Consider the following 25,905-nt stretch of genomic DNA (forward strand, 5'->3'; position numbering starts at 1 on the left):
CTATTTAATTTGGTTCAGGATGCTCGGGTCTTTTATCTTATCGTCTTCTGCAAAGAAGATAATCTTAGTCAGTATCTCGGCTGTCTTCGGATCTTCATCTACAAAAGGCAGGAACAGGCGTCCGCGATTTTGCGAATGTACCGGAAGAACGGCAATCTGCGCGCCGCCTTCCTGATGGATCACGCCGCTGCCCAGATGGATATTGTACTTACCCAGTTTGCCTTCGATGTGAGCGAAACTTCCTTTTATCGTCACGTTCTTGAAATGGAACAACGGCATTGTCAGTTCCACCAGCACGCTGCGCATCTCGATGGTAGAGTGGCTGGTTTCCGGATCGACGCTTCCGGCATGGGCTATACTTACTGCCAAGTCTACGTCTCTCATCACTTCCGAGAAGATGACAGGAGGAATCTCCGAGATTTTCATCAGCTTGTAGTCCTTGCGGTTGTGGAAGCAGACATATTCTAACGTCGGAGCTTCGATGTCGGCAGGAGAGAACCAGTCTGCCATCGCATAGATGGTGGCGATGATGTTCTCTTTGTAATAGATCTTTTGGAGACCGTCTTCGTAGTCGGCTACCCAGCGACGGCCTTTCAGTACGGCAACCGTTTTCTGCGGTTGGATCTGATTGCCGGCGTAACGGCGGGATTGAGTGGCTTCCACTTCTTCCGGAGTCGGAACATAGAGCTCACGGAACACCTGTTTGAAAGGCTGGCGGATTGCTTTGTCGAACAGGAATTTCTGATAAGCGTGCCAGTCACCGCTTGCGTACAAGTCTGTGGGATGGGCGATGCGTAACTCGTCTTTCGGTTTTAACGGTAGGCAAACGGCATTCACAGTCACCAGCAATCCGTCGGTGTAGAAGCCCGTCTGTCCGTTACAGATAAAGACAAGATGTCTCAACAATGGCCAGATGACAGGGTTCTGCATCAACTTGCGCAATTCGTTTTCTTCAAAACGGGTACAGTCTTCCATCGCCTGTTCCAGCATCACGCGGGAGCGGGTATACTGGTCTTTCAGCTTTTTGTGTACCGCTTTCAGTTCTTCTATATACGGATGCTTTTTCAGTTTGGCAGGCATACTGTTGAGCTCTTTGCCGTCTTTGATTTGTTTAATCTCCGATTTGCCTTCCTCATTGATTTGCACATACACTTCTACGCCGTCTATCTCTTTGGGAGACAGGTAGGGGAGAAGTTCTTTGATTAGTTCCGTTTCCATGCTCCAGGTCAGACGGGTAACGTCTCCGTAGCCGGAGTTACGCGCCAGATTTTGCAGGGCGATGTTTACCGCTTTCTTTTCGCTTTCCTGCCTTTGAGCACCGAACTCCTTACTCTCTTTCAGGAACTTTTGCAGGTATTGATAACGATCCAGCAGTTCTTTGTCCGGTTTCCGTCCCAATGGGATGAGGCCGTAGCTCATCAATAAGTCTTTGTTGCGTTTGGCAACTATTTCTTTCTTTACATCTGCCGCCTTCACTGCACCGTTGGTGGCATCGGCAAACTTGCGGGCACGGGTATGGCTATTGCTGCATGAGATATATTTGGCGGCATTGTAGACCACTTCGAAGCGTCGTTTGCCAATTGTCTTAAATGCATCCCTGAACCAGTCGATATCAAAAGCACCTTCCCGCAAGTCTTCCACGTCGATAGGGGTGTAGCGGGCGATGATTGCTTTTTTCTTGTCGTCACATGTTTCATTGGTATGGGCGTGGAAATAATAGGCGGCACTTGTCAGTCCTTTCCAGCCTATTGCCTTTTCGGTCAGTTCAATCCATTGCGGAGCGAACATGGCGGCTTCTACCAGTCGTTCGTCACTGATTTCGGCTTGCTTCGCCAGTTTCTTCAGATTTTCGCTGGTATCTGTCGGTAGGGGATGGCAAGCATGGAGCAAGCTACTCAATACACCTCGTTTGGTACTGCCCCAGTTGTAGCTGTCGCGTATGAACGTATCTTTGCCGAATGCTTGCAGAATGTGGATAAATGTGTCCGCTCCATAAATATAACTTAATTCCTCTGCAAGGTTGGTGACTTGTGTCTCGGAGTCTCCCCGTTTCAGTTCGATTTCAAGAATCCGGTCTACTATCTTCTGTGCAAGAGAACGGAAGAGAGAGAAATCGACGTTTTTGATGTCGGCGTATCTTTCTTTTTCCTTATTGAAACGAACGTTGTCGTTCAATACCGTGGTAATTGCCTTGATCTGGGCGGGCGAGCTGATGCGTCCCATCATTTCGCGGTATACTTCTTCTGTCGGGATGATTCCGAGCATCCATGCACGGGCGAAGTCCGTGGCATGAAGGTAAGAATCTGTTTCTTCCAGTTCGGGGGTGTGTTCCATGTAGTTGGTGAGCTTGTAAAGTTGATAGCGCACCGTGAAGTAGCGGATAAACAGATCATCACTCATGGGCTTTTGAGGCATTTCAAGCCAGAAATTCACGAACTTGTTGTTGTGTATCGGGTAAACGATCTCCTTTTCTCCATATTCCAGTTTGTCCCGAAGCCATGCATGCTTGTTGGTGTACTGGCGGAAAATGTTTTTAGTATTCAGCAAAGGCAACAGTTGGAGCAGCATATTGACAGCCAATCGTTGGTAGACTGCTTCGTCTTTATACTCGTATGACAATGCTTCGATAATATCACTCATCTGTTCGTAGTACGGCATCTTGCGGAGTTCCTTCTGCAATCCGCGGTAAGTGATGCCGGCATACATCCGGTTAACAAGCGGCTCGAAAGTGTTGCTTGATTTTTGGTCTGCCTTGATGTCTTCTTCATCCTCTTCATCGTAGTCGTCATCGTCTTTTGGGGCACCTGTCGATGCAAGCATGAAACTCATCATCAGTAATTTGTCATAGCTTCCGATTTCTTCTTCGTAGAAGGCCTTCCACAGTTCCGGGAAACCGAGTCCGCTCAATCCTCCGTAGTTACTCCAGTTTATCAGGACACTGTTGCCTACCAGGCGTGCTTCTCCGTACCCATTCTTGAACTCTTCATTCTTATAGATTTCGATGTATTTGCTTAGTTTTTTAAATACAAGTTTAGCCCTTCCGAAACAAATGAATTCGAATGCTTTTTTCACGTTGAATCCTTTATCCTGGGTAATCTCCGGCAGATTGACTTCAAGAGCCGGGTCGTACAGACCGAAGCCGTTATCTTTGGTATAGTGCTGTGCGGTGTTCTTTTCCGTTCCGTCGCCGATCAGAGATTCTATCAACACTTTTTCTTTCGCGTTCGGTTTCTGAATTTCTTTGACGGCAGGGATTAGTTCCTGATAGGTATCTTGCAGGAATTCTATATTGTGAATAGTCTTCATCATATCCAATCCGGCCAGGCGGCGTTCAGCAACCTTGTCTGTTAGTAAGCGGCGGATACTGCCGGACAATTGTTCTTTCGGCTGTTTCATCAATAGATTGATGGCGTTGATACGCATCTCACTATATTTGAAGCGCAGCAACTCTTCTACTTTCTGATTCTGTTCGGGCGACAAGGTCATCTCGGACAAGACTTTGTAGGCTTCGTCACGAACGTCCTGCGAACGGTCGCCCAGTGATTGCAGCACATATTCTTCCTGTAAATGGCTGGTCGGGGGATTTAATACGACACCGATATAGCCTGCCCGCATATAGGTATCCAAAGAAGGCAGAGAGGTGCAAAGATCGTCTTTCAATGCAGAGTCGTTGGTCATCCAGGTGATATACGCCATCTTGAGAACGATTTCCGAACGGGTGAGCTCTGCACTTTCCCAGGGGAATACGTATGGAGAATAAATCTCTTTGGCAGAGATGGACTGATAGACGTTCTTCAGATAGTCATAATGACGGATCGCTTCTTCTTTGCTATCAAAATAATCATGGAGTGACGGGGCGTCCTTATGTCCTCCGTACCGGCTAAGATAGAGCCCGGATAGATACAACGGTAGGATAGCCGCCACCACCGACGGTTCGTTATACCATTTTTCAAAAGCATCTTTACTGATACGGTGGTTCATGCCGGAGTATTGCGTACAGCGTAAAAAGTAAAGTAAGGTCTGCACCTGATATTTGGCACCGTCTTTAATTATTCCCGGAACGAGTGCCTGGATTTCTTCCGTATTATAGAATCCGATACTCCATAGAGCCAGATAAAGTTCGACCGTATCTTTGCTTTGGAGGGCTTTGCGTGCTTCTTCCCGGTCGTTCAGAAAACGGCGGATCAGTTCCACATATTTGTTGGTGATACGCTCGCTGCTGTCTTGTTCTCCGATACCCGTACAGACTGCAATGCCGCGTTTCACGGAGGCAAATCGTTGCAGGCCGTTGTCGCAGATCACCGAGAACAGATGGAGATAACTTTCGGGGCATCCTTCGTCCATCGTTTCCACGATAGCTTGACGGAGACCTTCCTGCAGTTTGGCTGCCAGCAGTAACTTCCCTTCCAGTTCCAGCAACGGGCGGTAACCGCTCACGGCGATAGCCTGGAGATGTCCCTGATTGAGGCGGTTGGCATTATTCTCGCTGGTCAATACGTTGTTAAGGTATTCAATGACAGTCTGGTTGCCTTCTGCTATTTGGGCGGCCATCCAGTTTTGGCAGTTCATCGCATCCTTGTATGTTTCTATTTCTTCCGGAGTGTTTCCTCCGTTCAGTATGGCTTGTTCGCTGAATCCGGTGGCACGTAGTTTTAGAAATTCCGTCAGCGCATCTATGATGTGGCTGAAATGCAGAAGAGGATTCGCCGACCGCTGTGACCGGCGCGAATATCCATGAGTGTACGGACACCGTGCTTTGAGCTTCAGATAGGTGTGGAACAGGTTGGCATATTCGTCTCCCAATAGATAACGGAGCACTTTATTCAACTTTCCGTCGAAAAGATTGGCAACACTCTTTATCTTCTCTTCCTGAATAATATGTATGATGCAAGGCTCTAGTTTATCGCTGTATGTGCCATACCGGGTATCCATGTTGAAGTATTGCATAAATACATCCAACAGTGTCATTGTCTCTTTGTCTAAACTGGTTCTCTTTTTCGTTAACCTTTCCAGGTACGGAGCAATCCGTTTGTTTAATGCGTCATTATAAATGAGTCTCATGATTATTTTCGTTTTAAGTGTGTTTATAAGAAAATGATTACCAAAGTCTTCCCGACAGCATAGCCAATCGGATGAAGGTGATGGTAGATTCTTCTTTGAGTCCGGTGGGAGAGGATAAGTCTTCAGTTTCCGTATCGTCAATGAAGATACGGAAAATTCCGTCCTCGTAAGATTGCAGGGCGTTGGTGATTGCTTCTACTTCTGCGGCAGGTTTGCCGTTATAGTTTACTGCAAACCCAACCTTGCCGGAAGTTGCTTTATTTTCCACTTCTTCCTGTGTGAGGTATTTCAGTACTTCGCTTTGTTGCAAGCGTTCATTATATTCACAGACTTGCCAACTGACGATGGCTTCAATCAACCCCTGTACATCGACAGGCGGAACAGGAAAATCGACAGGAATCTTTTCGATATTGCACTTTCGCTTTCCTAACTGTTTGACTTGGACATATACTCTCATATTCTCTTTATTGGGTGATCTGAATACTTGATGTAATAGCATTCAGATCGGTTTCGGCTTCTTCGTCATAGACAAGCATAACAATGGTAAAAGTTCGCTTCTTGCTTTCTTGGAAATAGTGTAATACAATTTGTTGTATGTCTTCTCCCGGTTCATCAGGAGCTCCGATGTGCAGAGGGTTTGTAGTTCTTGTCATGGATAGCCCGTTGATGTTGACATTGCTCTGCTTATAGTCTTCCGCTGGTTCTCCTTGTGCATTTCGCGGGAGAGTGAGCGATAACTTCTTGATATGTTCAAACTCTTTTTGTGTATCGTAGGTCAGAGCGGTAATCGTCAGTTGGTTGGCGCCGTTGACGAGCCTAAGCAACGGAGGTTCTGCGCTGGGAGTCAATCCTTTCGCTCCTGTTATTTTCCTCCAGTTGGTAGGATACTGGCAACTGAAATTTGTTTCTGCATCGTAATAAGAAAGCCATGTATCGTTATTGCCTACCGGAACGTATGGAGGATATTGACTGGTAGAAGAACTGTTGGCAGTCTCCCTGCCTGATTGGTTACCATTTTCGTTTTCTTCTTCCAGTTCACCATTCAGATAGGCTTCTACAATACCGCTTTCCCATTCGCCGCGTATGTCCTGATAAAGAGGGGGAACGTTCTTGCAAAGCATCAAGAAGCTGAACAGGAAAATACAAAAGATACCAAGCTCCCCAAGGATTGAAACGGTGCGTTGCGCATCGGCTTTTTCAAATTTATAGCTGCATACATAGATGATTCCCAGTAGGAAACCGCTTAATAACCCGCCGATATGTGCAGCGTTATCAATCCCGGCTTTCATGCCATAAACCAGATTGTAACCGACAAAAATAAGGATACTGGTCAATAACGCTTTCCGTTGTTCCTTTGCGATGCGATGGAAGAACAGGAAGGCGAGGAATATACCGTAAAGTCCGAAGATAGCTCCGGAGGCTCCGGCACTGATTGTCTCGCCGTGCATATAAAGACTGAATACTGCCGAACATAGTCCGGTCAGTAAATAGGACATGAACATCCGACGGCTTCCTATCAGATCTTCCAGTAGAAGACCTACATACATGAAGGCATACATATTCATCAGGAGATGAAAAGCACCGATGTGTATGAAGTTGCAGGTCACTGCACGCCACCAGTCGCCTGTAAGGGTCAGCGGTCCGAAGTCGGCTCCCCATTTCAGCAGTGATAAGGTGGAAGGAGACATAATTCCCACTCCGGATGCAATCATCACAATAAATACAAGGAGGTTGAGGTCTATCAGGATAGGTGTTGCCATAAAACCTTTGCGGGGAATAAAGAACGACCAGAAAGAGTTCCTTTTCTTTTCTTCTTCCAGATAGGCTTTCTCTTCTTCTGTGAGCGGACGGTTACACTCTTCCTCGAAATCTTTTGCCTTTTGGGTTAGCTCTTCCGGGGTAAGGGATGTTTTTATTTCTTCCATCGTCTCGCGTAGCTTTTGTATATTTTTTCTGTTCTTTCCATAGTCTACAAATTGTACGGAAGAGGATTGGCTGCGCACAGCTACTTCTCCGTCGCTTCCCGGTTCTATGGTGAAGGTTATTTCCTCTCCATGAGAATACATATTGAACGGGACTTCGAATCGTGCTCCTTCCGGAGTCACTTCCTCGATATTCCACTCCAGCTTTTGCGAAGCTTCGAGAGCTAGTATAAGGATTTCTGTTTTTGATAAACCCGGTAAATGCAGTTGGTCGTTATATGAAGGTTTGAGTGCCATATTTCTATTCTTATATAGAGTCGTCGATTAAAAATTACTTATCTCACTGACAAATGTATAGAATAATAATGAAAAATAATAGAATGTGACAAATAAAAAAGCATCCACTTCCTAAGAAGGGATGCTTTTATGAGATTTGATAGAGTATTTATTACTTTTTGTAGAATGCCAAGTCTTCTTTATCGAAGTTTTCGATGAAGTTTGAGTGCTTTTCTACTTCCGCTTCTGCATAGTTCAAATATACATGTGCAGATTTGGAGAACAGTTCGGAAGCCTTGCTGGCATCTTGAATCAGCAGGTGACACATGATAATGTCAGCAGCCATTTCCACCAGTTTGCGAGCGGTGAAGTCAAGCAATTCCTGGTCTTGTACTTCTTTCACTGCATTGGTGCTTGCTTCGAATTTGTCAGCCATCTTTTTCAGACGAGACATCAGCGGTTCCATTTCCGGTGAGCAAGGAATGGTTTCGAACTCGCGGATGGTAGCGATGTACGAACCATTGGTTACGTAACGGATAGCGGCTACTGTCTGCAACTGGGTAGTTCCTTCGTAGATGCTGGTGATACGTGCGTCGCGATAGATACGTTGGCAAGCATATTCCATCATGAAACCTGAACCGCCGTGAATCTGAATACAGTCGTAAGCGTTTTGGTTCGCATATTCAGAGTTCATACCTTTAGCCAGCGGAGTAAAGCTGTCTGCTAATTTAGCATATTTCTTTTGTTCCTGGCGTTCTTCCGGAGTCAGTTTACGTTCGCGGGCGATGTCATCCAATGCTTTGTAGATGTCTACGTAGCGAGATGTTTGATACAGTAAAGCACGTCCGGCATCCAGTTTGCCTTTCATGATAGCCAGCATGTCATATACAGCCGGGAATTCGATAATTGCTTTTCCGAACTGCTTACGGTCTTTAGCGTATGCCAAACCTTCATTGTAAGCTGCCTGGCTCAATCCTACAGATTGTGCGGCAATACCCAGACGGGCACCGTTCATTAGAGCCATTACGTATTTAATCAAACCGAGTTTGCGGTCACCGCAAAGTTCAGCTTTTGCATTCTTATATACCAATTCGCAGGTAGGAGAACCGTGGATACCGAGTTTGTTTTCGATACGACGTACGTTCACGCCACCCTGACGCTTGTCATAGATGAACATAGACAAACCACGGCCGTCTCTCGTTCCTTCTTCCGAACGTGCCAGTACGAGGTGAATATCCGCGTCACCATTTGTGATGAAACGTTTCACACCGTTCAGTAACCAGCATCCGTCTTTTTCGCTGTAAGTAGCTTTCAGCATAACAGATTGAAGGTCGGAACCGGCATCCGGTTCTGTCAAGTCCATTGACATCGTTTCACCTTGGCAGATGCGTGGGATAAAGCGGCTGTGTTGGTCGGGATTGCCAAACTCATAAAGAGTTTCGATACAGTCCTGCAATGACCAGATGTTTCCGAAACCTGCGTCGGCAGCAGCCACGATTTCTGCACACATGGTGTACGGGGTGATCGGGAAGTTCAGACCGCCGAACTTACGTGGCATGGTCATACCGTTCAAGCCGGCTTTTACCATTGCGTCCAGGTTCTGTTTGGTTCCTGATGCATATTCTACGCGACCATTGGCACAGTGAGGACCTTCTTCGTCTACACCTTCTGCGTTAGGGGCAATGATTTCTCCTGTGATTTCTCCGGTAATCTCCAACACTTTGTCATAAGAGTCTACAGCATCTTCGAAGTCCAGCGGAGCATAATCGAATTCATCTTTATCTCTGTAATTGCGTTCTTTGAGTTCGCAAATACGTTTCATCATCGGATTGTTCAAGTGAAACTTGAGTTCCGGTATGTCTGTATAATAATTAGCCATCTTTCCTTACTTGCTATTTTGTTTATAATACTTAATCATCTTCGGTACAACTTCTTCGATTGTTCCGTTGATTACATAATCTGCAATCGTATTGATAGGAGCCTCCGGATCGTTGTTGATGGAGATGATGATACCGCTTTCCTGCATACCGGCAATATGTTGAATCTGTCCGGAGATACCGCAAGCGATGTAAAGCTTCGGACGAACCGTAACACCGGTCTGACCGATTTGGCGGTCGTGATCTGCAAAACCTGCGTCAACAGCAGCACGGCTGGCACCTACTTCTGCGTGAAGTTCTTTGGCGAGGTCGAACAACAGGTCGAAGTTCTCTTTCGAGCCTACACCGTATCCGCCGGCTACGATAATCGGAGAACCTTTCAGGTTGTTCTTTGCCTTTTCTACGTGGCGTTCGATTACCTTCACTACATAGTCCGTATCAGCTACGTACTTTTTCACATCGTGACGGATCACTTCTCCCTGATAAGTCGGAGAGAGGATTTCTTTCTTCATCACGCCTTCGCGAACGGTTGCCATCTGCGGGCGGTGTTCCGGGTTCACAATCGTAGCAACGATGTTACCGCCGAAAGCCGGACGGATCTGATACAACAGGTTCTTGTAAGTCTTGCCTTCTTTCTTGTCTTCGTGGTCACCGATTTCAAGTGAAGTACAGTCGGCAGTCAATCCGCTGGTCAAAGCAGAAGAAACGCGCGGACCGAGGTCACGACCGATTACAGTAGCACCCATCAGACAGATTTGTGGCTGCTCTTCTTTGAAAAGGTTCACCAGGATAGCTGTGTGAGGAAGTGAAGTATAAGGGTAAAGTCTTTCGCCGTCGAAAACGTGAAGTTTGTCTACTCCGTAAGGAAGGATTTGTTTTTCAATATTTTTGAGGCCGGTTCCGGCAACCACTGCTTCGAGCTGACAGTTCAACTGGTTGGCTAACGAACGACCTTTGGTCAGAAGTTCGAGGCTAACGTCTAAAACGTTACCTTCTTCTATTTCGCAATATACAAATAAGTTATTCATGATTATCCGATGGTGTGGTTAGCTAATAGTTCAACAATCAGGTCTTCCACGTCACGGTCGCTGCCGCTGATGGTTTTGCTCTCTTTAGCCTGGAACACGATGTTCTGGATGGCTTTCACTTTTGTCGGCGAACCGGACAGACCGCATTGTGCGAGGTCACCGTTTACGTCGGCTACGCTCCATTCTGCCAGATTCAGATAATCGCGCTTGTCATACAGGTCGGTATAATCAAGATTGCCTTGCTGTTTTTCAGTCACAGTCTTGGCATGCTTGTATTTCTGAACCAATTTAGCATTACGCGGACGGCAAGGAGCTGCAGAACCGTTGACAGTAATCACGATAGGCAGCGGGCCTTCTACAGTTTCAACACCACCGTCGATGTGACGTTTCACCTTAATCTTACCATCGCCTACTTCCAGAATTTCTTCTGCGTATGTGATTTGCGTCAATCCCAGCTTTTCTGCTACCTGCGGACCTACCTGTGCCGTGTCACCGTCGATTGCCTGACGGCCACCGATAATAATGTCATACTCACCGATTTTGCGGATGGCAGTGGCAAGTGCGTAAGACGTAGCCAGTGTGTCTGCACCAGCGAAAGCACGGTCAGTTAATAAGTAACCGTTATCTGCACCACGGAAAAGTCCTTCACGAATAATGTCGGCTGCCCGTCCCGGTCCCATTGTCAGAACGGTTACGGTAGAGCCTGGATGAGCATCTTTCAATCGGAGAGCTTGCTCGAGAGCATTCAGGTCTTCGGGGTTGAAGATGGCGGGGAGTGCCGCACGGTTAATCGTTCCGTCGGCTTTCATGGCATCTTTCCCAACGTTACGTGTGTCGGGAACTTGTTTTGCCAATACAACAATTTTCAAACTCATGCTATAAATTTTAGTATTAGTATTTCTACAAGTTAGCAGCCAGTAGTCAAGTAGTAATCTCTTGCTATCCAAACTATCCGGTTAACTATCAGCGTGCAAATTTACTCAAACACTTGGTTCTGACAAGAAATCCGAGTAAAAAATGCACAGGTTTAAGAATTTTGAGCAAAATAGGAGGGTTTTTATAGATTTAATTCAGGGTTCCTCTTTAATTACTTATAATTAATGTGCATCCATAAACCTTTCATTCTTCCTCCTATTAAGTTGGTGATACTTTTACCCTCACACCCTCACCCTCTGGCTCAATCCATTTATTCATCGGGGTTGTAGGTGTGAGGGTAAAGGTGAGGGTAGGTGAGGGTAACTTTTTACCCTCACCCAAAATAATATTGGCATCACTTTATGTTGGTTTTAAAGTAACTATTCTTGTTATGTATTCTCTTAGGTATTTATGCGTTAATGCTTAGTAGTTCTTTTGTTAAGCTCTAATGCTTTGCAAGGGCTCACCCATGTGAACAAAGCTGTTTACGTATGTGGATATATTTGTTTACAACTGATAGCCTGTTTGTTCACACAGGTGAGCCCTTGATAACTATTAAGCAAAGACACATAAACAATAAGGGAAATGCATATGAAATGCGGGTATTTGTCAGATGAGATGCTTGCTTCCTGGAAGATGAGCGTAAGAGTGATGATAACATGACTCAAGCGTTTGACTCCTTCAGCAGAACTTCGATGGCTCCAATAAAGTCAGTTGCTTTAGGCATCAATTCGTCTATTTCTTCCTCGCTTGAATAGGCAAAATCATCATAATCACTACTATGCCGACGTTCGAAAAGTAGGGAAAAACAACGTCCCAATTCACGTGACATACGACCGGTAGCGACGAAATGCAATCCTATCATCTGTTTGACACCTGCATGGGTACCAGGATTTATCTCGTGTTTAATAAGCAGAGCGACTGCTGCATAATAACAGGCATAATAAAGACGGTTTACAGCCGTATTATAATAGCCTTGTTGTTTTAGATAGGGTATTTCTTTCAGCGTTTCTTTAGCACGTAGAAAACGGTAAGCTGACAGTGCCTCAATATTTTCCCTGTTTAATTGTTCTTTCATAGTACGATCCCCTCTTTCATTACATTCATAGCAAAAGGTGTCTGAAAAGGACGGTTTTCCCAAATCTTTTTCAGCAAGACACGTGCATTTATTTGCACTCCCGTTTCTATTTCTATATCGTAGAGCGGAGTGATGATACGGTCTTCTTCTTTGACGGTCAATTTATTACCGTCAACCAATATCAATAAATCAATATCGCTATCAGGACGGGCATCCCCACGTGCCTCACTACCATATAAAATGGCTTGAGCTTCCGGTGCCACCTGTGTTAAAGCCTTCCGTATTCGTTCTACAATTTGTGGACGTTTCATATTTATTGCTTTTTATTTACGAACAAAGTTATATAAATTATTCGAGAAGTCAAGAGATACAGCTATTTATTCTCTTTAAGTGTTAAAATGGCAGTTACTTATTTTATTGTATACCGATTTCGGCCAATCCTATTGGCTCCCCGTCATGTATCATCCGTGTTGCTTTCAGTTGGACATAGCGGGCGTTGACCGGAGTAAAGTAAACCGATTGCAGAATCGGATTATTCTTTATATTGGAAAATTCATCTTTGGCTACTACCTGATTGACAGCATTACTATCCGTGCCGACAGAGATTTCATAAGAGCTGATTATTCCTTTATTATATTCACTCTGGTCGGGGAGATAATGGAAGGAGGTGATTGTGCGTTCCTCTCCCAAATCAATCAATAATGTATTTCCGTTGATGAAGCAGGTGGTCTGATTGTTTTTATCCATACATTTCTGTGCTTCCTCCGCATCTACTCCGGTGAGCGTGAACGGATAACTCTTCAACTCTTCTGCTTTTGCAGTATATGTATCGGAAGTCTCTCCTGCATAATAGGCTTCTATGTTATTGATACAGAGGCAAGCTCGCGAATCTGTAAAACGGACACGAATCTTATCTGTGGTGACTGTTTCGAAACGAAGAAGGCGTTTATATCCGATAGTGGTCGTCTCTTCATTCAATTTTACCGGAAGCCATTCGCCTTCCTGGTTGTATTCTACAACGAATGATTTGACACGTTGCCCCAGAGGTATATATTCCTGTAACATCATGCGGTTAATCTTTTCCGTTTGAGGCAGGTCAAATTCGATTGTGGCAGAGTTGACACCGTCATTGGTAGCCCAATAAGTATCATACTCACCATCGGTCACCGCTTTTGCAGAGAATGTTTTTCCCCGTTCGTCCGATGCTTTGGGGGAAAGTCCGGCCAATAGGTTGTGTGCCAGTTGCTTTTGTACGTTCTGGTGGAAGTTTACGGCGTTGGCAGAGTCTGTCGGATGAATCAGTCCGTCACGATCGACCGGGAAGTTGAGTAACAATGTTGCGTTATGACCTACGCTACGGTAATACAGATCGGTCAATGCATCTGCTGTTTTCACACGGTCGTCTTCTTCCGGATGATAGAACCATCCCGGACGGATGGATACATCACATTCTGCGGCTACCCATTGGTTGCCGTCGGCATGGCCATATTGCAATTCACGATATTTGGGGTAACCTGGATAAACTTCTCCGGCACGGAGAAAAGACCAGTTGGTAGCTCCTGCAAATCCGTTTTCGTTACCTACCCAACGGCAGCCCGGACCTCCATCCGAGAAGATAACAGCTTGTGGTTGCAACTCGTCGATCAATTTATAGGCTCGCGGATAATCGTAATAAGTTTTGCGGTCGATAGTACGGCTGTCTTTTGCTCCGCCATACCAGCCGTCTCCGCCATTGGCACCGTCAAACCAGATTTCAAAAACATCACCATAGTTGGTTAATAACTCGTTGAGTTGTTTATAGAAGTAGTCTACGTATTCGGGAGAACCATAATTGGCTTGATGCCTGTCCCAGGGAGACAGATAAACTGCGAATTTAATGCCGTACTTCTTGCAGGCATCCGATAGTTCGCGAACGATGTCGCCTTTTCCGTCCTTATACGGGGTGTTGCGGATACAATATTCTGTTAGTTGAGTAGGCCACAGGCAGAACCCGTCGTGATGTTTGGCTGTCAGGATCACTCCTTTCATGCCGGATTTCACAAAGGTTTGTACCCATTGCTCGCAATCCAGTCGGGTAGGATTGAATGTTTTAGGATCGGAATCACCGTATCCCCATTCGCGGTCGTTGAATGTGTTAAGTCCGAAGTGTACGAAAGCGTATGTTTCCATTTTTTGCCATTCTACCTGCTTGGCTTCGGGAATGGGCAAGATAGCTTCCGGTGCTTTGACCGAATTACAGGCACTTAATAGAAGGAGGCCTGCTCCGAAAATAAGAATGTGTTTTTTCATGGGGGTAATTTATTAGTTAATAATTGAGTGTAAGAATCATCTACAACGTAATTCCGAATACAAAATAAAGTTGCTCTTCATAGGGGTTGGCTATTAGCTTTCCGAATATGGGCAGAGAGAAGTTGGACGTTATTTTGATTTCTTTCGTTGCGGATAATCCGATATTGACTACATTGAATTTGTCGGAGTACATACTCTCCCAAGGGGTAAAACCTGCTTCGACGCTCATGTTTACATCTTTCACGCTGAACGGATAACTCAATTCGCAATAGCTGGACCAGGCACGTTTTCCGTTTTCACGATAGTCGTTTCCGGCAAAGGTGGTGTACCAGCTGACTGACAATGGGAATTTCTCACTAAGCACATATCCGGCTCCTACTTCAAAAGTATGTCCCGTGGAATGTGAACTGTAATTGAAGTATTTGAAAGGTTCTTCTTCTGTTTGGGTAAAATAGTTGTTGGCGTAGAGAGTCAGGTTTTTGTATTCGTACTCCAGTGACAAGTCTATTTCATTATTCTTTTTGCGAAATTCGGTGGAACCCCATGCATAGACGGTCAATCCTTTCCAGTTGAGGCCGAGCGAGGGTTGTACACTTGCATTGCCGTTTTCTATACCACGCCAGATGTAGCTACTTACAAAATCTGCGGTTACAAAAACTTCTTGTGCCTGTGCAAAGGCTGTACATAATAAGATAGCAATAAGTATGATTTGTTTTTTCATTTTATCGATTGTTCCTTTCATTTACAGATGCCAAAGATACAAAAAATGCATGAATCGTAACTGACTAATTATGTTCTGTCAAAATGATAGGAATGAAAAATTGCTATTTTATCGGTATACATACCAATACTTTGCAGCCCTTAGTGTAACAGGTGTCAATACTTATACTACCGCCGAGCCGTTGGATAATGATACGGCAAATGTAAAGTCCAAGCCCTGTACCGGGTTTGAAATCATCTACTTTGGTAAACCGTTCGAATACCCACTCTTGCTTGTCGGTCGGTATGCCTATTCCCGTGTCAGTTATGGAAATAACCACTACTCCCTGTTCTTCGTCAATCCGACAGGTTAATGTGATTGTTCCCTTTTCAGTGAACTTAGCTGCATTACCCAATAAGTTACCGATCACTCGTGAGAGGTAAAAAGCGTTAGTCGGTATGATTATTTCTTTCTTATCTGCTTCGGTGATACATAATATGTCAGGATTCAATATCCTGCCTTTCAGTATTTCCATTTCTTCTATACAAAGTCCGTGTATGTCGGTAGGTTCAACCGGTAATGGTTCGTAAGAACTGACAAGTTCGGATAGTTCCAGTATATTGTTCACCATAGAAAGCAATACGGTGGAATTGTTTAGTATTAATTCTTTGAATTCTTCACGAGTCGCAGTATCCAGAGAATCATCCGTGATTAGTTCGGAAAATCCGGCTATAGAATTCAATGGAGTCCGTATCTCATGGCAGATAGAATTAAGAAAAGCGGTTTTCATTTTTTCGCTTTCGGTAGCTTTCTCACTTTGTCTTTTGACCTCTTCATTGGCGACCATCAATTTCCGATGCATCTTTTTCAGTCGTTTTACCATATAGCGTTGGTAGATACTCCACGCAATTAGTCCTATTAATAAAATACAGGAAGCGATGAGCGCTATTTGTTTGTTTTTATAGGCAAGGCTCATTTTCTCCAGTTCCAGTTTGCTGACATCAAAGCGTGTCTGCATTTCCGCCATTTGTTGTTCCCTCTTTGTTGATTTGTTTTTTGTTTGCAGTCTATTGCCCTCTTTTAAAGTCAGATATGCGTTTTTATAATCTTTCATTTTGTAGTAGAGCCCTGCTTTTACTGTGTAGAGCGGGATAAGGACTTCCGGTTCATACTGTTTCGTAAGGATAGTAGAATCGATGTAGGTGATGGAGGCTTGGTAGTCTCCAATCGTTTTATAGTATCTTGCCCTGGTTTCGTATGTACTTTTCATCTTGTTTTTCTTTCGGGCTATTCCGATGTATTTTTCATAATACTTTTGGGTTTCCTTTTTATCAATAAGGTCTCCGAGAAAAATGATTAATGAATATTGCTTCATATAATAGTCTGATTCGTCAAGAAACTTTCTCTCGAAAGAGGTATTCAGACTGTTCCATTCTCTGTTTAATTCAATCATTTTGTTTATTTCATCCGCTGCCTTTTTATCCTCTGTTGCCGTGTATAAGTCCGACAATTCGTAACGGCATAATATTTCAAAATGGATTCTGTCTTTCATAGGGAATTTTGAAACTTTGTCCAGTGCTCGTTCTATATAAGGTATAGCTTTGCCGATTTCGCGGTATGCATGAGTCAGTAGAGATAAATAATCCAACGATACTCCTGTGAGGTATTCCCACCGGATTTGTTCCTCAACTGTCATTGCTTTCACTTCTTCATCTTTCAGTTCATTCAGTTCCTGTTCGATAAGTTCCAATGAGTTGTTTTTTCTCATTTCCATCCAAATATTGTAACAATACAGATAATTGACGAATAGCGTGTTGTGGCTTTCCGGAAGCACACGTCTGGCGATATCTATATACTGTTTCACTTTTTCCTCATCCTTCGCGGCATAGCTTTTGACGAGTGCGTCCAAAGCAAGTTTCGTAATATATTCGTCTTTAGCCTTGACCGCTTCGGTGAGTGCTTCGTTCCAATATGTAGGAGCGATATTTATGCTATCGACATAAATATCAGCCAGATGTACGTAGATGACAGCCCTCTTTCCGGCATCCGGGCAATCTTTTAATAAGTTTCGTAAACTATCTGCTGGGGTAGATATTGCCGTTGCAAACAGAATGCATGGAATCATAAGTAAAATTCCGGAGATAAAGCTGATTTGTACTTTTAGGTTGTTCATAAGCGTATCTGTCTATGAAAATTATATCATACGGCATCTTCTGCCGGTAATTTTGAGTATGGATATGTGATAATAATAGCCGGTTCTTCTTTCAGATTGGAAATAACCGTGTATGTCCCTCCGAAATATTCGATTGTCAGACGATTAATCCGATGGCGGACATCCGTTTTTCGGATCTGAAACTCCACATCTGCAAGTGGAGTATTTATGATACGGAATACAAGTAGCTTTTCCTGTTCATTACAATACAGGGAGAATGTGACGTGTCTTTGCAAGTCACAGGAAACCGGATAAATGAGCGTGCTTAGAATGACCTGTGTGAGGCGGGCGATATCCAGTTGGAAAGCCTGCTCTTTGACAGTGGTTTGGAAATCAATCTGTATCTTTCCACTGTTTCTCATTTGCGCTATGCTGACAATGTCCGAGCATAAAGGAATAATGTCATACTCCTGTATTTGCCATTTTGTTTTTCCGGCTTCCAGTCTCGACAAGTCAAGTACGTCATTCACCAGTTGTATCAGTTCGGTCGAATTGGTTTGGATAATTTCGGAGTACTCTTCCCACTGGTTGGCTTCTATGCTGTCGGGGTCTTGGGTCATCAATTGTGAGAAGCCCAGTACGTTGTTGAGCGTACTGCGGATGTCATAGCTCATGTTGGAAAGAAAATGGCTTTTCACTTCATTTGCTTCTTCTGCTATATGAGTCATTTTCCTGATTTCTTCCTCCTCCTTTTTCAGCCTTTTTTTTACGTAAAAGATGCGGATAGTAGCAGGTATCAGAATGATTAATGCAATAATGATTAATACCAGTTCAATTGTTTGGATAATCGACCGGTGCTTCTCCTTTTCAAGGAGCAATTCATCTATTTCTTTCATTTCGTAGATTTCTTCTATTTGGGTGGTGGACAAGTGCCGGTAGAAGGTATCTTTCTTAGCCAACAGACTGCGGAATAAGGGAATAGCTTCATCTGTCCGTCCTGCGTCGGCAAGTATTCCTGCCCGTTTTATCCGGTAGTCTAGCCCGTTGTTGTCCGACACTCCTGAAAGCAGATTGACGGCGGAGTCTGCATAAATCAGTGCTTTGTCATACATTTGCGTAATTTGGTAATATTGGGCATATACGTCGTAATAGAGTCCGCGGCAGGGGATATAATCCGTAGGAGAGAAATATCCGTTCATCTTCTTGAGGTGAATACGGGCTTCGTCTATTTTTCCGTTTTGCAGATAATACTTGGCGTATAAAGTTTCCAATAAGAGATAACCGGTGTGATGAACCTTTAATTTGAATTTCTTATCTTGTTGGGACAGTTTGTCCAGCACAGTCTCAAATTCTTTTAGATATTTCAGCGACTCTTCGCTCTCTATCGATGCGCATGCCAGGGATATCTCCTGTAAGATATCCTTTCTTTCTTCAAGAGAAGCGGTGGCAGGCAGCAGGCGATAAGCCTCAAATCCTGCGTTTTCTCCTTCCTTATATCGGGCGGACATCAGATAAGCGTTCATCAGGCATAGTTTCGCATAACGCATTCCTTTTATATTATTTGTTTTAGAGGCGAGACGATACATTTCTTCAGCCTGTGTGATGCTGTATTCTATTTTGTGTTCTATGATATGTATCAATATCTCCGCCCGTTTGGCAGAAAAATAAGAATTATAGTATTTATACTTCAGGGCTATTTCGGTCAGTTTGTCCATCCATAATTTGGCGTTTTTCCCGTCTTGGTGATTGAAATAATAGATAACATACGCATACATGGCAAGACACTGGTACTTTTTGTCATCTTGCGCGGCCGCTTCTTTCAGCAGCCGGTCCAGGTAATTGAGACAGGACGGTGACATGGGGTCTTGGTAAGCTAATAAATACAGGACGTCCAGCCTTGCCTCGTTGGCGGGTATGGTATCCAGTACATGTATCAGGCTGTCTTTGACAGTCATTGCTTGGGCTGACTGGATTTTTATTAGTCCCAATAATATGATGCAGAATATGCTGATTCGTTTCATGCCTGTTCCTCCTTTCTTTCTTCCACCGGGCGGACAGGGTGTGTGAAACAGAATCTGCATCCGCCGGTATATGCCGGGTCTATCCATATTTTTCCACCAATGCGTTCTATAATCAGTTGGCAGATAGACAAACCGAGTCCCGATCCCTGTGCCGTTTCGTTCAGCTTTTCGAAACGGCTGAAGATGTTCGCCTGTTTTTCCAAAGGAATCCCGCAGCCTGTATCCGTCACGGAAAAAAATGCATACTCATCCGATTGCAATCCTACTTCAAGGGTAATGCTGCCTTCGGCAGTGAATTTGGTGGCGTTGATGAGAAGATTGATGAGCAACTGTTGCAAACGTGAATCATCTGTGTATAGTTGCAGTGAGGTGAGCGGTGTTTTAAAGCGGAGTTCAGCCCGGGTTTGTTTTACTTTGTTGACGGTGTCGATAACATTGTTGCAGACGGCAATAGCATCGTGGTAGCCGAAGCTGAACTTCATTTTGCCTACTTCCAGATTAGTCAGGTCGATTACGTCATTAATCAGTTTAAGCAGCAAGTCCGAATTTTGTTGTATGACATCACTGCATTGCCGACGAGTTTCCGTATCCAGTTTCTGGTCGGTCAGCAGATTGGAGAAACCGGAAAGGGCACTAAGCGGAGTACGGATTTCATGACTCATGTTGGAGAGAAAAAGGCTTTTGGCGTGCATGGCACTTTCCGCATTTAGCCGTGACTGCTCAAGGAGTTTTTTTGATTCGGCAATCTTCTTGTTTTGTTTCAATATATGTAACGCCAGATAAATAATGACAGCCAGGATGACAGTTCCGATAAGGATACCGCCCATGAAAATACGATTGTGCTCAATCTTGTTCTCCACTTTCATCCGGCTTTCCTGATAAGAGGCGCGCAGGCTGTTGATGCGGTGTGTATAACTGGGAGAAGCGATAGAATCGGTGATATGGCTGATTTTATCGTATAGTCGGGCGGCTTCTTGAGGGTTTCCGGTTTTTGCGAGCAAGTCTGCTTTCAGGTAGGATACCTGTAAGTAGCTTATCGACTGCATTTTTTGTTTGATACTTTGCAACACGTTGTCATAACATGACAAGGCGAGTTCGTTTTCCCCGATTGCTTCGTAGTATAATCCTCGGGAGCAGAGCAAAGGGGAGTAATAATAGGGCTCTTTGCAGGAGTCATAAATCTTTTCCGCTTCATGGAAACTGTCTTGTGCTTTCTGCAGTTCTCCTACCATTATATAATATGCCGCATCGGAACAATAATGGAAGAACAGGATGGTTCGGTTGGTATGTATGGCATCCGATTTCAGTAACATTTCCCTGTAGACTTTCGCTTCTTTCGGGTTGCGTTCCCTGATAAAGATAGCCTTCAGGTGCAATATAGCCATTTCTTTGTAATAGTTGCCTTCCGAAGAAGATACGGGCTGAAGGATTGCTTCTTTGTAAGCGTCGATTGCCTCCTTGGACATATTTGAACAGTAATAGGCATCTCCGATAGCTGTATTGGAAAGTGCTATTCCTAAATCATATTTCAGGGTTTCGGCTTTTTCATACATAAGTCGTGCTTCATCGATAGCTTGTCCGATGTTGCCATGTAAAGAGTGTACATGTACTAGTAGTTGTTTGATTCGGAAGAAAAGTTCTGTTTGGTTCTCTTGTTCGAGTATCGGGCTTAGCTGCTGTTCCCAGATAATGATACTGTCTATAGGGGCTATCGAATCATAAGCAAGGTTGGCGTTGATAAGATGCTGTAAGGTGTACAAATGTTCGGAAATCCTGTCCTTTGAATGTAATGGAATACATACAAGCAGGTTGATGATAAATGATATGTAAACAGCCTTTTTCATTTTGGGGATGTTTTGTTGCGTGAGTGTTTATTATTTCTCCCCAAAAATAAGCAAAAAAAGTAATAACTGCCCTACAAATTACGACAATTATTACTTTTTCTTTCCTTTAGAATGTCACGTCCATCTTCAGTACGAAAGTACGTGGAGCGGCTACTGCCATCGGACGGTAACTGTATTCCTTGTTGAACAGGTTGTTTACCATAAATTGGAATGCCACTTCTTTGGTTGCTTTCACACCGAAGCGGAAATCAACGGTAGCATAGGGCGTGTTATGCTTGTCCCAGTAAGTAGCCAGCGTCTCGCCTTTTGAATAACCGAAGAGGATACCGCGTACGTAATCCATCAGGTCATTTTGCATTTTGGGACGTTCGTCCATCATCAGGTAATCCACTGCAAGAATCTTGCTCTTCCATGCCACGTTGGCACCTACGTTGATACGTTTCCACTGGAAATCTACCGTAGCTTTGAAGTTATGTTTCGGGCGGTATTTCAGATACTTTCCGGTATTTGATTTCTCTTTCATTTGCAATGGGTCGGTATAAAGACCTTCCACGGCATTGCGTTCCTGATAATCTGCGTCGCGGGGTTCAGTATATACATATCCCAAGTTATAGAACAGCTTCGTATTCTTATTGAAGTTGTACACGCCATTTGTCGAGATTTCAACTCCGTAGATTTGAGCTTTCGATACGTTGTGGAATTGGGCACCGATGCCGAAACCTTTGCCGTCCGACAACATTTGGATGGCATCACCGATGCTGTTAATCATCGTATAATTGGCATTGTTGAACAGTCCGAACTGGAATTCAACCATGTCCTTATATTGTGTATAGAATCCGGCAACGTCTACAAATCCCTGGAAATTACCAATCTTATATCCTTGTTTGAATCCAAGTTCTGCATTGAATCCTTTTTCGGGGTTGATGTTCAAGTTAGGATAAACACCGACACCACCAATATCCTTACGCAGATATTTCTCATTGATGGACGGGTTGCGGTAACCTTGTCCGAAGCTGGCGCGGATAAAGCTGTAATCTGCCAACTGGTAGTTCAATCCTGCACGGAATACGGGACGGAACGGAACTTTGGTTCCGAATATCTTAGTTTCCGCTTCGCGGTGGTGGTTGTTCACACGGTAGTATTCGGCACGTACGCCGGCGGATACACTCAAGCGATCCCAGAAACGTTGGTCGTACTGGAAGAAAGCGGCGATGTTATCGCTTTTGTACACTTCATCCATGATGGCAGAATCATAACGGATATGTTCAAAAGTAGCTCCGGTAGTGATTTGTGCTCCACCGTCCCATTTCTTGTTGAACTGGTAGTCGAGATAATAGTCGAAGTTCTTGTCAGTCTGAGTTTTCGGATTGTTACGTGAGGGATTGATTACATTGGATAACCAGGGAACAAGGTCGCTCGGTAATTTTCCATCCTGTACTAACTTGTCCAAATCACTCGGTAATCCGTTATCCATTGTCCATGAGATAAGGTCGCAGTAATCGGCGGTTGTTGCGTTCGGGAAGATGTTGCCCAGTGAAGTGAATACTCCGTTCATGGCATCTTCCAAATTTCCGTTGATAAGTCCTGAACCGATACCTACCAGTGCCGGATAGAGCGAACTGTAATCACCGCCTGCGATATTCTGTATGGTTTGGGCGTCTGTTCCCATATTTCCTAAAATATCAGTAATGGATGCTCCGTCGGTCGGGCGCACGATATTGTCGGCACTATAATAGAAACGTCCTTTAATCTTATGTGATGTACCGTTTTCGGGATTCACGTAGTTGATGAACGGGTCGATATGGAAGTTGTTCTCTTCACGTCCCATGTTGGTGAAAGGAGAGGGCTTGTACACTTCCGTCGGTGAACGCCAGATGAAGAAGTCACCATACTGGTTGGAAAGGAAATCCACATTAAATCCATAATTCAGGATTTTCATTCCCATATCCGGTTGGTGGTAAGTCAGGCTGCCACCCATGCGGAAACGTTTGTTGTATCCTTGTTGACGATATCCTTCGTCCGTGAAAAGATTGATACCGCCACTGACATCAAAATTACCGATGCGGCGGGAGTGGGAGAGGTCGAATCCTTCATAAATCGGATTCCGTACACCGCTAAGAAGGCTTCCGCGCAGAATCGGTTTCACTGCATACTTGTCGTCTTTCCAAAAGCTTTTGTCACTCCATTGATATTCGTCATTCTCTGCATCTCCATATACACCGACGTATGCGCTGAAACGTGTTTTCGGTGTCAATCCAGGACGTGCGGTACGGATATTGATAATACCGTTCAAAGCTGACGAACCATATAGTACGGAAGAAGCTCCTTTAATCACTTCCACTTGCTCCACATTTTCCAAAGGAACGGTGTTCCAGTTTATTTCTCCTGTTTTCGGATTGAGCGTGCTCATGCCGTCTACTAAAATCTGGCTGCGTGCACCTACTCCGTAAGTCCATCCGCTACCACCACGCATAGAAGGCTGTTTGTCTACAATGTCTACACCGGGAAGCGTGCGGAGAGTAGAAGAAATATCCGTTGGCGCCTGGCGGGCAATGTCTCCTGATTTGATAACGTCCATAGAAACGGTGACATCACTCAATTTCTGTTCGAAACGTCCGGCACTGACCACTACTTCTTCCAGTAGTTTAGTGCTTTCTTTCATGTAGACGTCCTTAGTGATTACTTCACGTTTGCCAATGACGATAGGCATCAGTACATCATCATAACCTACATAACTGAATACAAGGTCAACTCCGCCTTCGGGCAGTTTGATTTCATATTCTCCGTTGATGTTGGATACTACTCCCTGGTTGCCGTGGAGTTTGTAGGTAACGGCTGCTCCCACCAATGGTTCGTTGGTTTTGGCGTCGTATATATGTCCTTTCAGAGTCTGTGCAGTGGCGCAGACGGAGAAAAGAGTGAGAAAAGTTAATAGTGTATATAGTTTTTTCATTGTTCTATATTATGAAATAGGAGTTACTTGAATAAATCACATTTAATTAAAAACAGCAGTTATGGTGCCGGAAGGTGTTCCAGTAATCCGCAAATATATTCCTTGGCAAGAATTTGCGTTAATATAACAATCTTGTGTGAAGGTTACAGGATAGCCCATGGCTGTTGATTTTGTACCCTTTGGAATCTTAATTCCGTCATAAGTCAAATCAGTCATAGTCAGATCAATAGGTATTTCTAAAATTGTGAGACCACTAATAGATAAGCTGATTGTGTTACCATTAGGAGTCGCTGTTACCGTAGCCGAACCATTAGATAAGGGTAATAGACCTGCCTTTACATTCAGATTTCCATTAAATGTCCAATCCTCGTTTAGAGAATTGTTGATTGTACTTTCCGGTTTCACAGTGGTGTGAGTTTCCGCGTTCATACTTGCTCCTGCAAGGAGAACAGTCAACATAATCAAATATATCTTCTTCATATTCGTTACAGTTTTATTGTTTTGATTTATATAAGTAAACTCCTATTTTTATGTTCGATTCGTTCAAATCTTTTCTAAGTGTAGGTAATAAATCGGTGATCTTCTGATTTCCTAGGGTCGGTTTCAACATAGGAGGAAGCATATCACCTGCCAACTCACCAATTGTCTTATCCAGCATATCGGGAGCAACTAGCTTCAGTATGTCGGGGAGTATATCAAGTATAGGTATCAGAACTTTTATTTCCGAAGGATCCATATATATAATGTAATCACCTTTTATCTTGGTTTGCTCGAATTCGTCACCTACAAAATCACGCATTGGATTTTCTTCAATATGAAACTTAATTCCGGTCGTTGTCCATTGAGCCAGTTTGGAATACAAATCTTTTAATATATCTATTGATATGCTGCGTGTTTCTGTTTTATCACTTTGTATCTGACGTAAAATCATATCAATATTGGGAATTATATAAAAAGTAGAAGCGTCTTCCATATAATAATTCGCAAGATTGATGCCGGATAGTTTATAATCCGAATCAGGACGTTCGTTTACGTAAAGTCCTCCTGTGGTTGTAGGACTGGTGGGTAGAATATCTGTGAATGTTACTCCTTCAGGAAATCCGGCATAATGAGCTGTAATATTCCCGTCAGATTGAAAAGTTATATCATTTAGCATAATGCTGAAGATATTATCCAATAAAGGCTTTGCGAAAAAGGCGAAGATCCAATTGATTGTGTTTGTTTTGTCATTCTGATAATAGCTTGAATAAGAATATGTTGTCAACAAAACTAAATCCTCATTCTCTTCATCTTCTGTTGGAGCATTATGCACCAAGTACCATGTTCCGTTTCCACCATTACCGGACAGCATGTTTCCCGGCAGTTTCACCTCACTCACATTTAATGTCAGTTTGCCTTTTGTCACCTTTCCTTCATACTTGAACGAGATATTTCTCGCCGTGGTCAAGTTACCTGAAAAAGAATATCCTTCTTCATCTCCGATGATAGGAACATTAGTCAGTTTCAGTGTTTCTTCTCTAGGGATAATATTATATAGAGTGATGTTAGCATCCTCTCCTTTCACTGTACTGAAGTCGACTGATTTGCCAATCAATTCTTCTCCACTGTATGTCAATGCCAGATTGGGATTCGGATTGGTTAATTTGTTAGAGTAGTTTGCGGTTACTTCTACCGGATCGGGGCCGGGATAGTCTTCATCACAGGACGTGATGAAAGGAACTGTAAGGCAGAGCAGGCTGCCGAACAAAAATATTGATATCTTTTTCATTGTTTTTTCTTTTATAATTAT

General features: G+C 43.9%; 16 protein-coding genes. All 16 read right to left on the reverse strand.

Features of this window, described 5'->3' with window-relative positions:
• The 16 genes from HMPREF9009_RS22660 to HMPREF9009_RS22735 all read right to left on the reverse strand — a co-directional run bounded on the left by HMPREF9009_RS22660 (window position 1) and on the right by HMPREF9009_RS22735 (window position 25,884).
• Window positions 1–5,061 carry a DUF4132 domain-containing protein gene (locus HMPREF9009_RS22660; protein ID WP_049703451.1) on the reverse strand — a complete coding sequence of 1,687 codons (5,061 nt, stop codon included), beginning with the start codon at window positions 5,059–5,061 and terminating at the stop codon, window positions 1–3.
• 37 nt (window positions 5,062–5,098) lie between these two features.
• On the reverse strand, window positions 5,099–5,518 hold the full coding sequence (locus HMPREF9009_RS22665; RefSeq protein ID WP_004314240.1) for a hypothetical protein: 420 nt from the start codon (window positions 5,516–5,518) through the stop codon (window positions 5,099–5,101).
• Between the two features lie 7 nt (window positions 5,519–5,525).
• Window positions 5,526–7,280: a rhomboid family intramembrane serine protease gene (locus tag HMPREF9009_RS22670; RefSeq protein ID WP_049703452.1), complete on the reverse strand. Its 1,755-nt coding sequence runs from the start codon at window positions 7,278–7,280 to the stop codon at window positions 5,526–5,528.
• A 151-nt stretch (window positions 7,281–7,431) separates the two neighbouring features.
• Window positions 7,432–9,138 (reverse strand): acyl-CoA dehydrogenase family protein, encoded by a 1,707-nt coding sequence (locus tag HMPREF9009_RS22675; RefSeq protein ID WP_007748504.1) that lies wholly within the window; start codon window positions 9,136–9,138, stop codon window positions 7,432–7,434.
• Window positions 9,139–9,144: 6 nt separating this feature from the next.
• Window positions 9,145–10,164, reverse strand: coding sequence for an electron transfer flavoprotein subunit alpha/FixB family protein (locus tag HMPREF9009_RS22680; protein WP_049703453.1), 1,020 nt, complete (start codon window positions 10,162–10,164; stop codon window positions 9,145–9,147).
• A gap of 2 nt (window positions 10,165–10,166) precedes the next feature.
• Window positions 10,167–11,039, reverse strand: coding sequence for an electron transfer flavoprotein subunit beta/FixA family protein (locus HMPREF9009_RS22685; RefSeq protein WP_004314244.1), 873 nt, complete (start codon window positions 11,037–11,039; stop codon window positions 10,167–10,169).
• A 704-nt stretch (window positions 11,040–11,743) separates the two neighbouring features.
• The gene (locus tag HMPREF9009_RS22690) at window positions 11,744–12,157 is read right to left on the reverse strand and encodes a HEPN domain-containing protein (protein ID WP_049703454.1); all 414 of its coding nucleotides are present in this window, start codon (window positions 12,155–12,157) and stop codon (window positions 11,744–11,746) included.
• Window positions 12,154–12,468, reverse strand: a complete 315-nt coding sequence (locus HMPREF9009_RS22695) for a nucleotidyltransferase domain-containing protein (protein ID WP_049703455.1) — start codon at window positions 12,466–12,468, stop codon at window positions 12,154–12,156. Before HMPREF9009_RS22695 ends, HMPREF9009_RS22690 begins: the two co-directional genes overlap by 4 nt.
• A 103-nt stretch (window positions 12,469–12,571) precedes the next feature.
• Window positions 12,572–14,446 carry an alpha-L-fucosidase gene (locus HMPREF9009_RS22700; protein WP_049703456.1) on the reverse strand — a complete coding sequence of 625 codons (1,875 nt, stop codon included), beginning with the start codon at window positions 14,444–14,446 and terminating at the stop codon, window positions 12,572–12,574.
• A 40-nt stretch (window positions 14,447–14,486) separates the two neighbouring features.
• Entirely contained in the window at window positions 14,487–15,167 is a 681-nt protein-coding gene (locus HMPREF9009_RS22705) for a hypothetical protein (protein ID WP_049703457.1), read from the reverse strand.
• Between the two features lie 103 nt (window positions 15,168–15,270).
• Window positions 15,271–17,319, reverse strand: a complete 2,049-nt coding sequence (locus HMPREF9009_RS22710) for a sensor histidine kinase (RefSeq protein WP_049703458.1) — start codon at window positions 17,317–17,319, stop codon at window positions 15,271–15,273.
• Window positions 17,320–17,345: 26 nt separating this feature from the next.
• Window positions 17,346–19,406 carry an ATP-binding protein gene (locus HMPREF9009_RS22715; protein ID WP_232313721.1) on the reverse strand — a complete coding sequence of 687 codons (2,061 nt, stop codon included), beginning with the start codon at window positions 19,404–19,406 and terminating at the stop codon, window positions 17,346–17,348.
• Window positions 19,316–21,163: a tetratricopeptide repeat-containing sensor histidine kinase gene (locus HMPREF9009_RS22720; protein ID WP_049703460.1), complete on the reverse strand. Its 1,848-nt coding sequence runs from the start codon at window positions 21,161–21,163 to the stop codon at window positions 19,316–19,318. The genes HMPREF9009_RS22715 and HMPREF9009_RS22720 overlap by 91 nt, the downstream gene beginning before the upstream one ends.
• A gap of 106 nt (window positions 21,164–21,269) precedes the next feature.
• Entirely contained in the window at window positions 21,270–24,116 is a 2,847-nt protein-coding gene (locus HMPREF9009_RS22725) for a TonB-dependent receptor (RefSeq protein ID WP_049703461.1), read from the reverse strand.
• A 42-nt stretch (window positions 24,117–24,158) separates the two neighbouring features.
• On the reverse strand, window positions 24,159–24,596 hold the full coding sequence (locus HMPREF9009_RS22730) for a hypothetical protein (RefSeq protein WP_049703462.1): 438 nt from the start codon (window positions 24,594–24,596) through the stop codon (window positions 24,159–24,161).
• A 13-nt stretch (window positions 24,597–24,609) separates the two neighbouring features.
• A complete protein-coding gene (locus HMPREF9009_RS22735; RefSeq protein WP_049703463.1) occupies window positions 24,610–25,884 on the reverse strand; it encodes a DUF4925 domain-containing protein in 1,275 nt (424 codons plus the stop codon).
• Window positions 25,885–25,905 lie beyond the last annotated feature (21 nt).

The organism is Bacteroides sp. 3_1_13, assembly GCF_001185845.1.
Taxonomy (GTDB): domain Bacteria; phylum Bacteroidota; class Bacteroidia; order Bacteroidales; family Bacteroidaceae; genus Bacteroides; species Bacteroides xylanisolvens.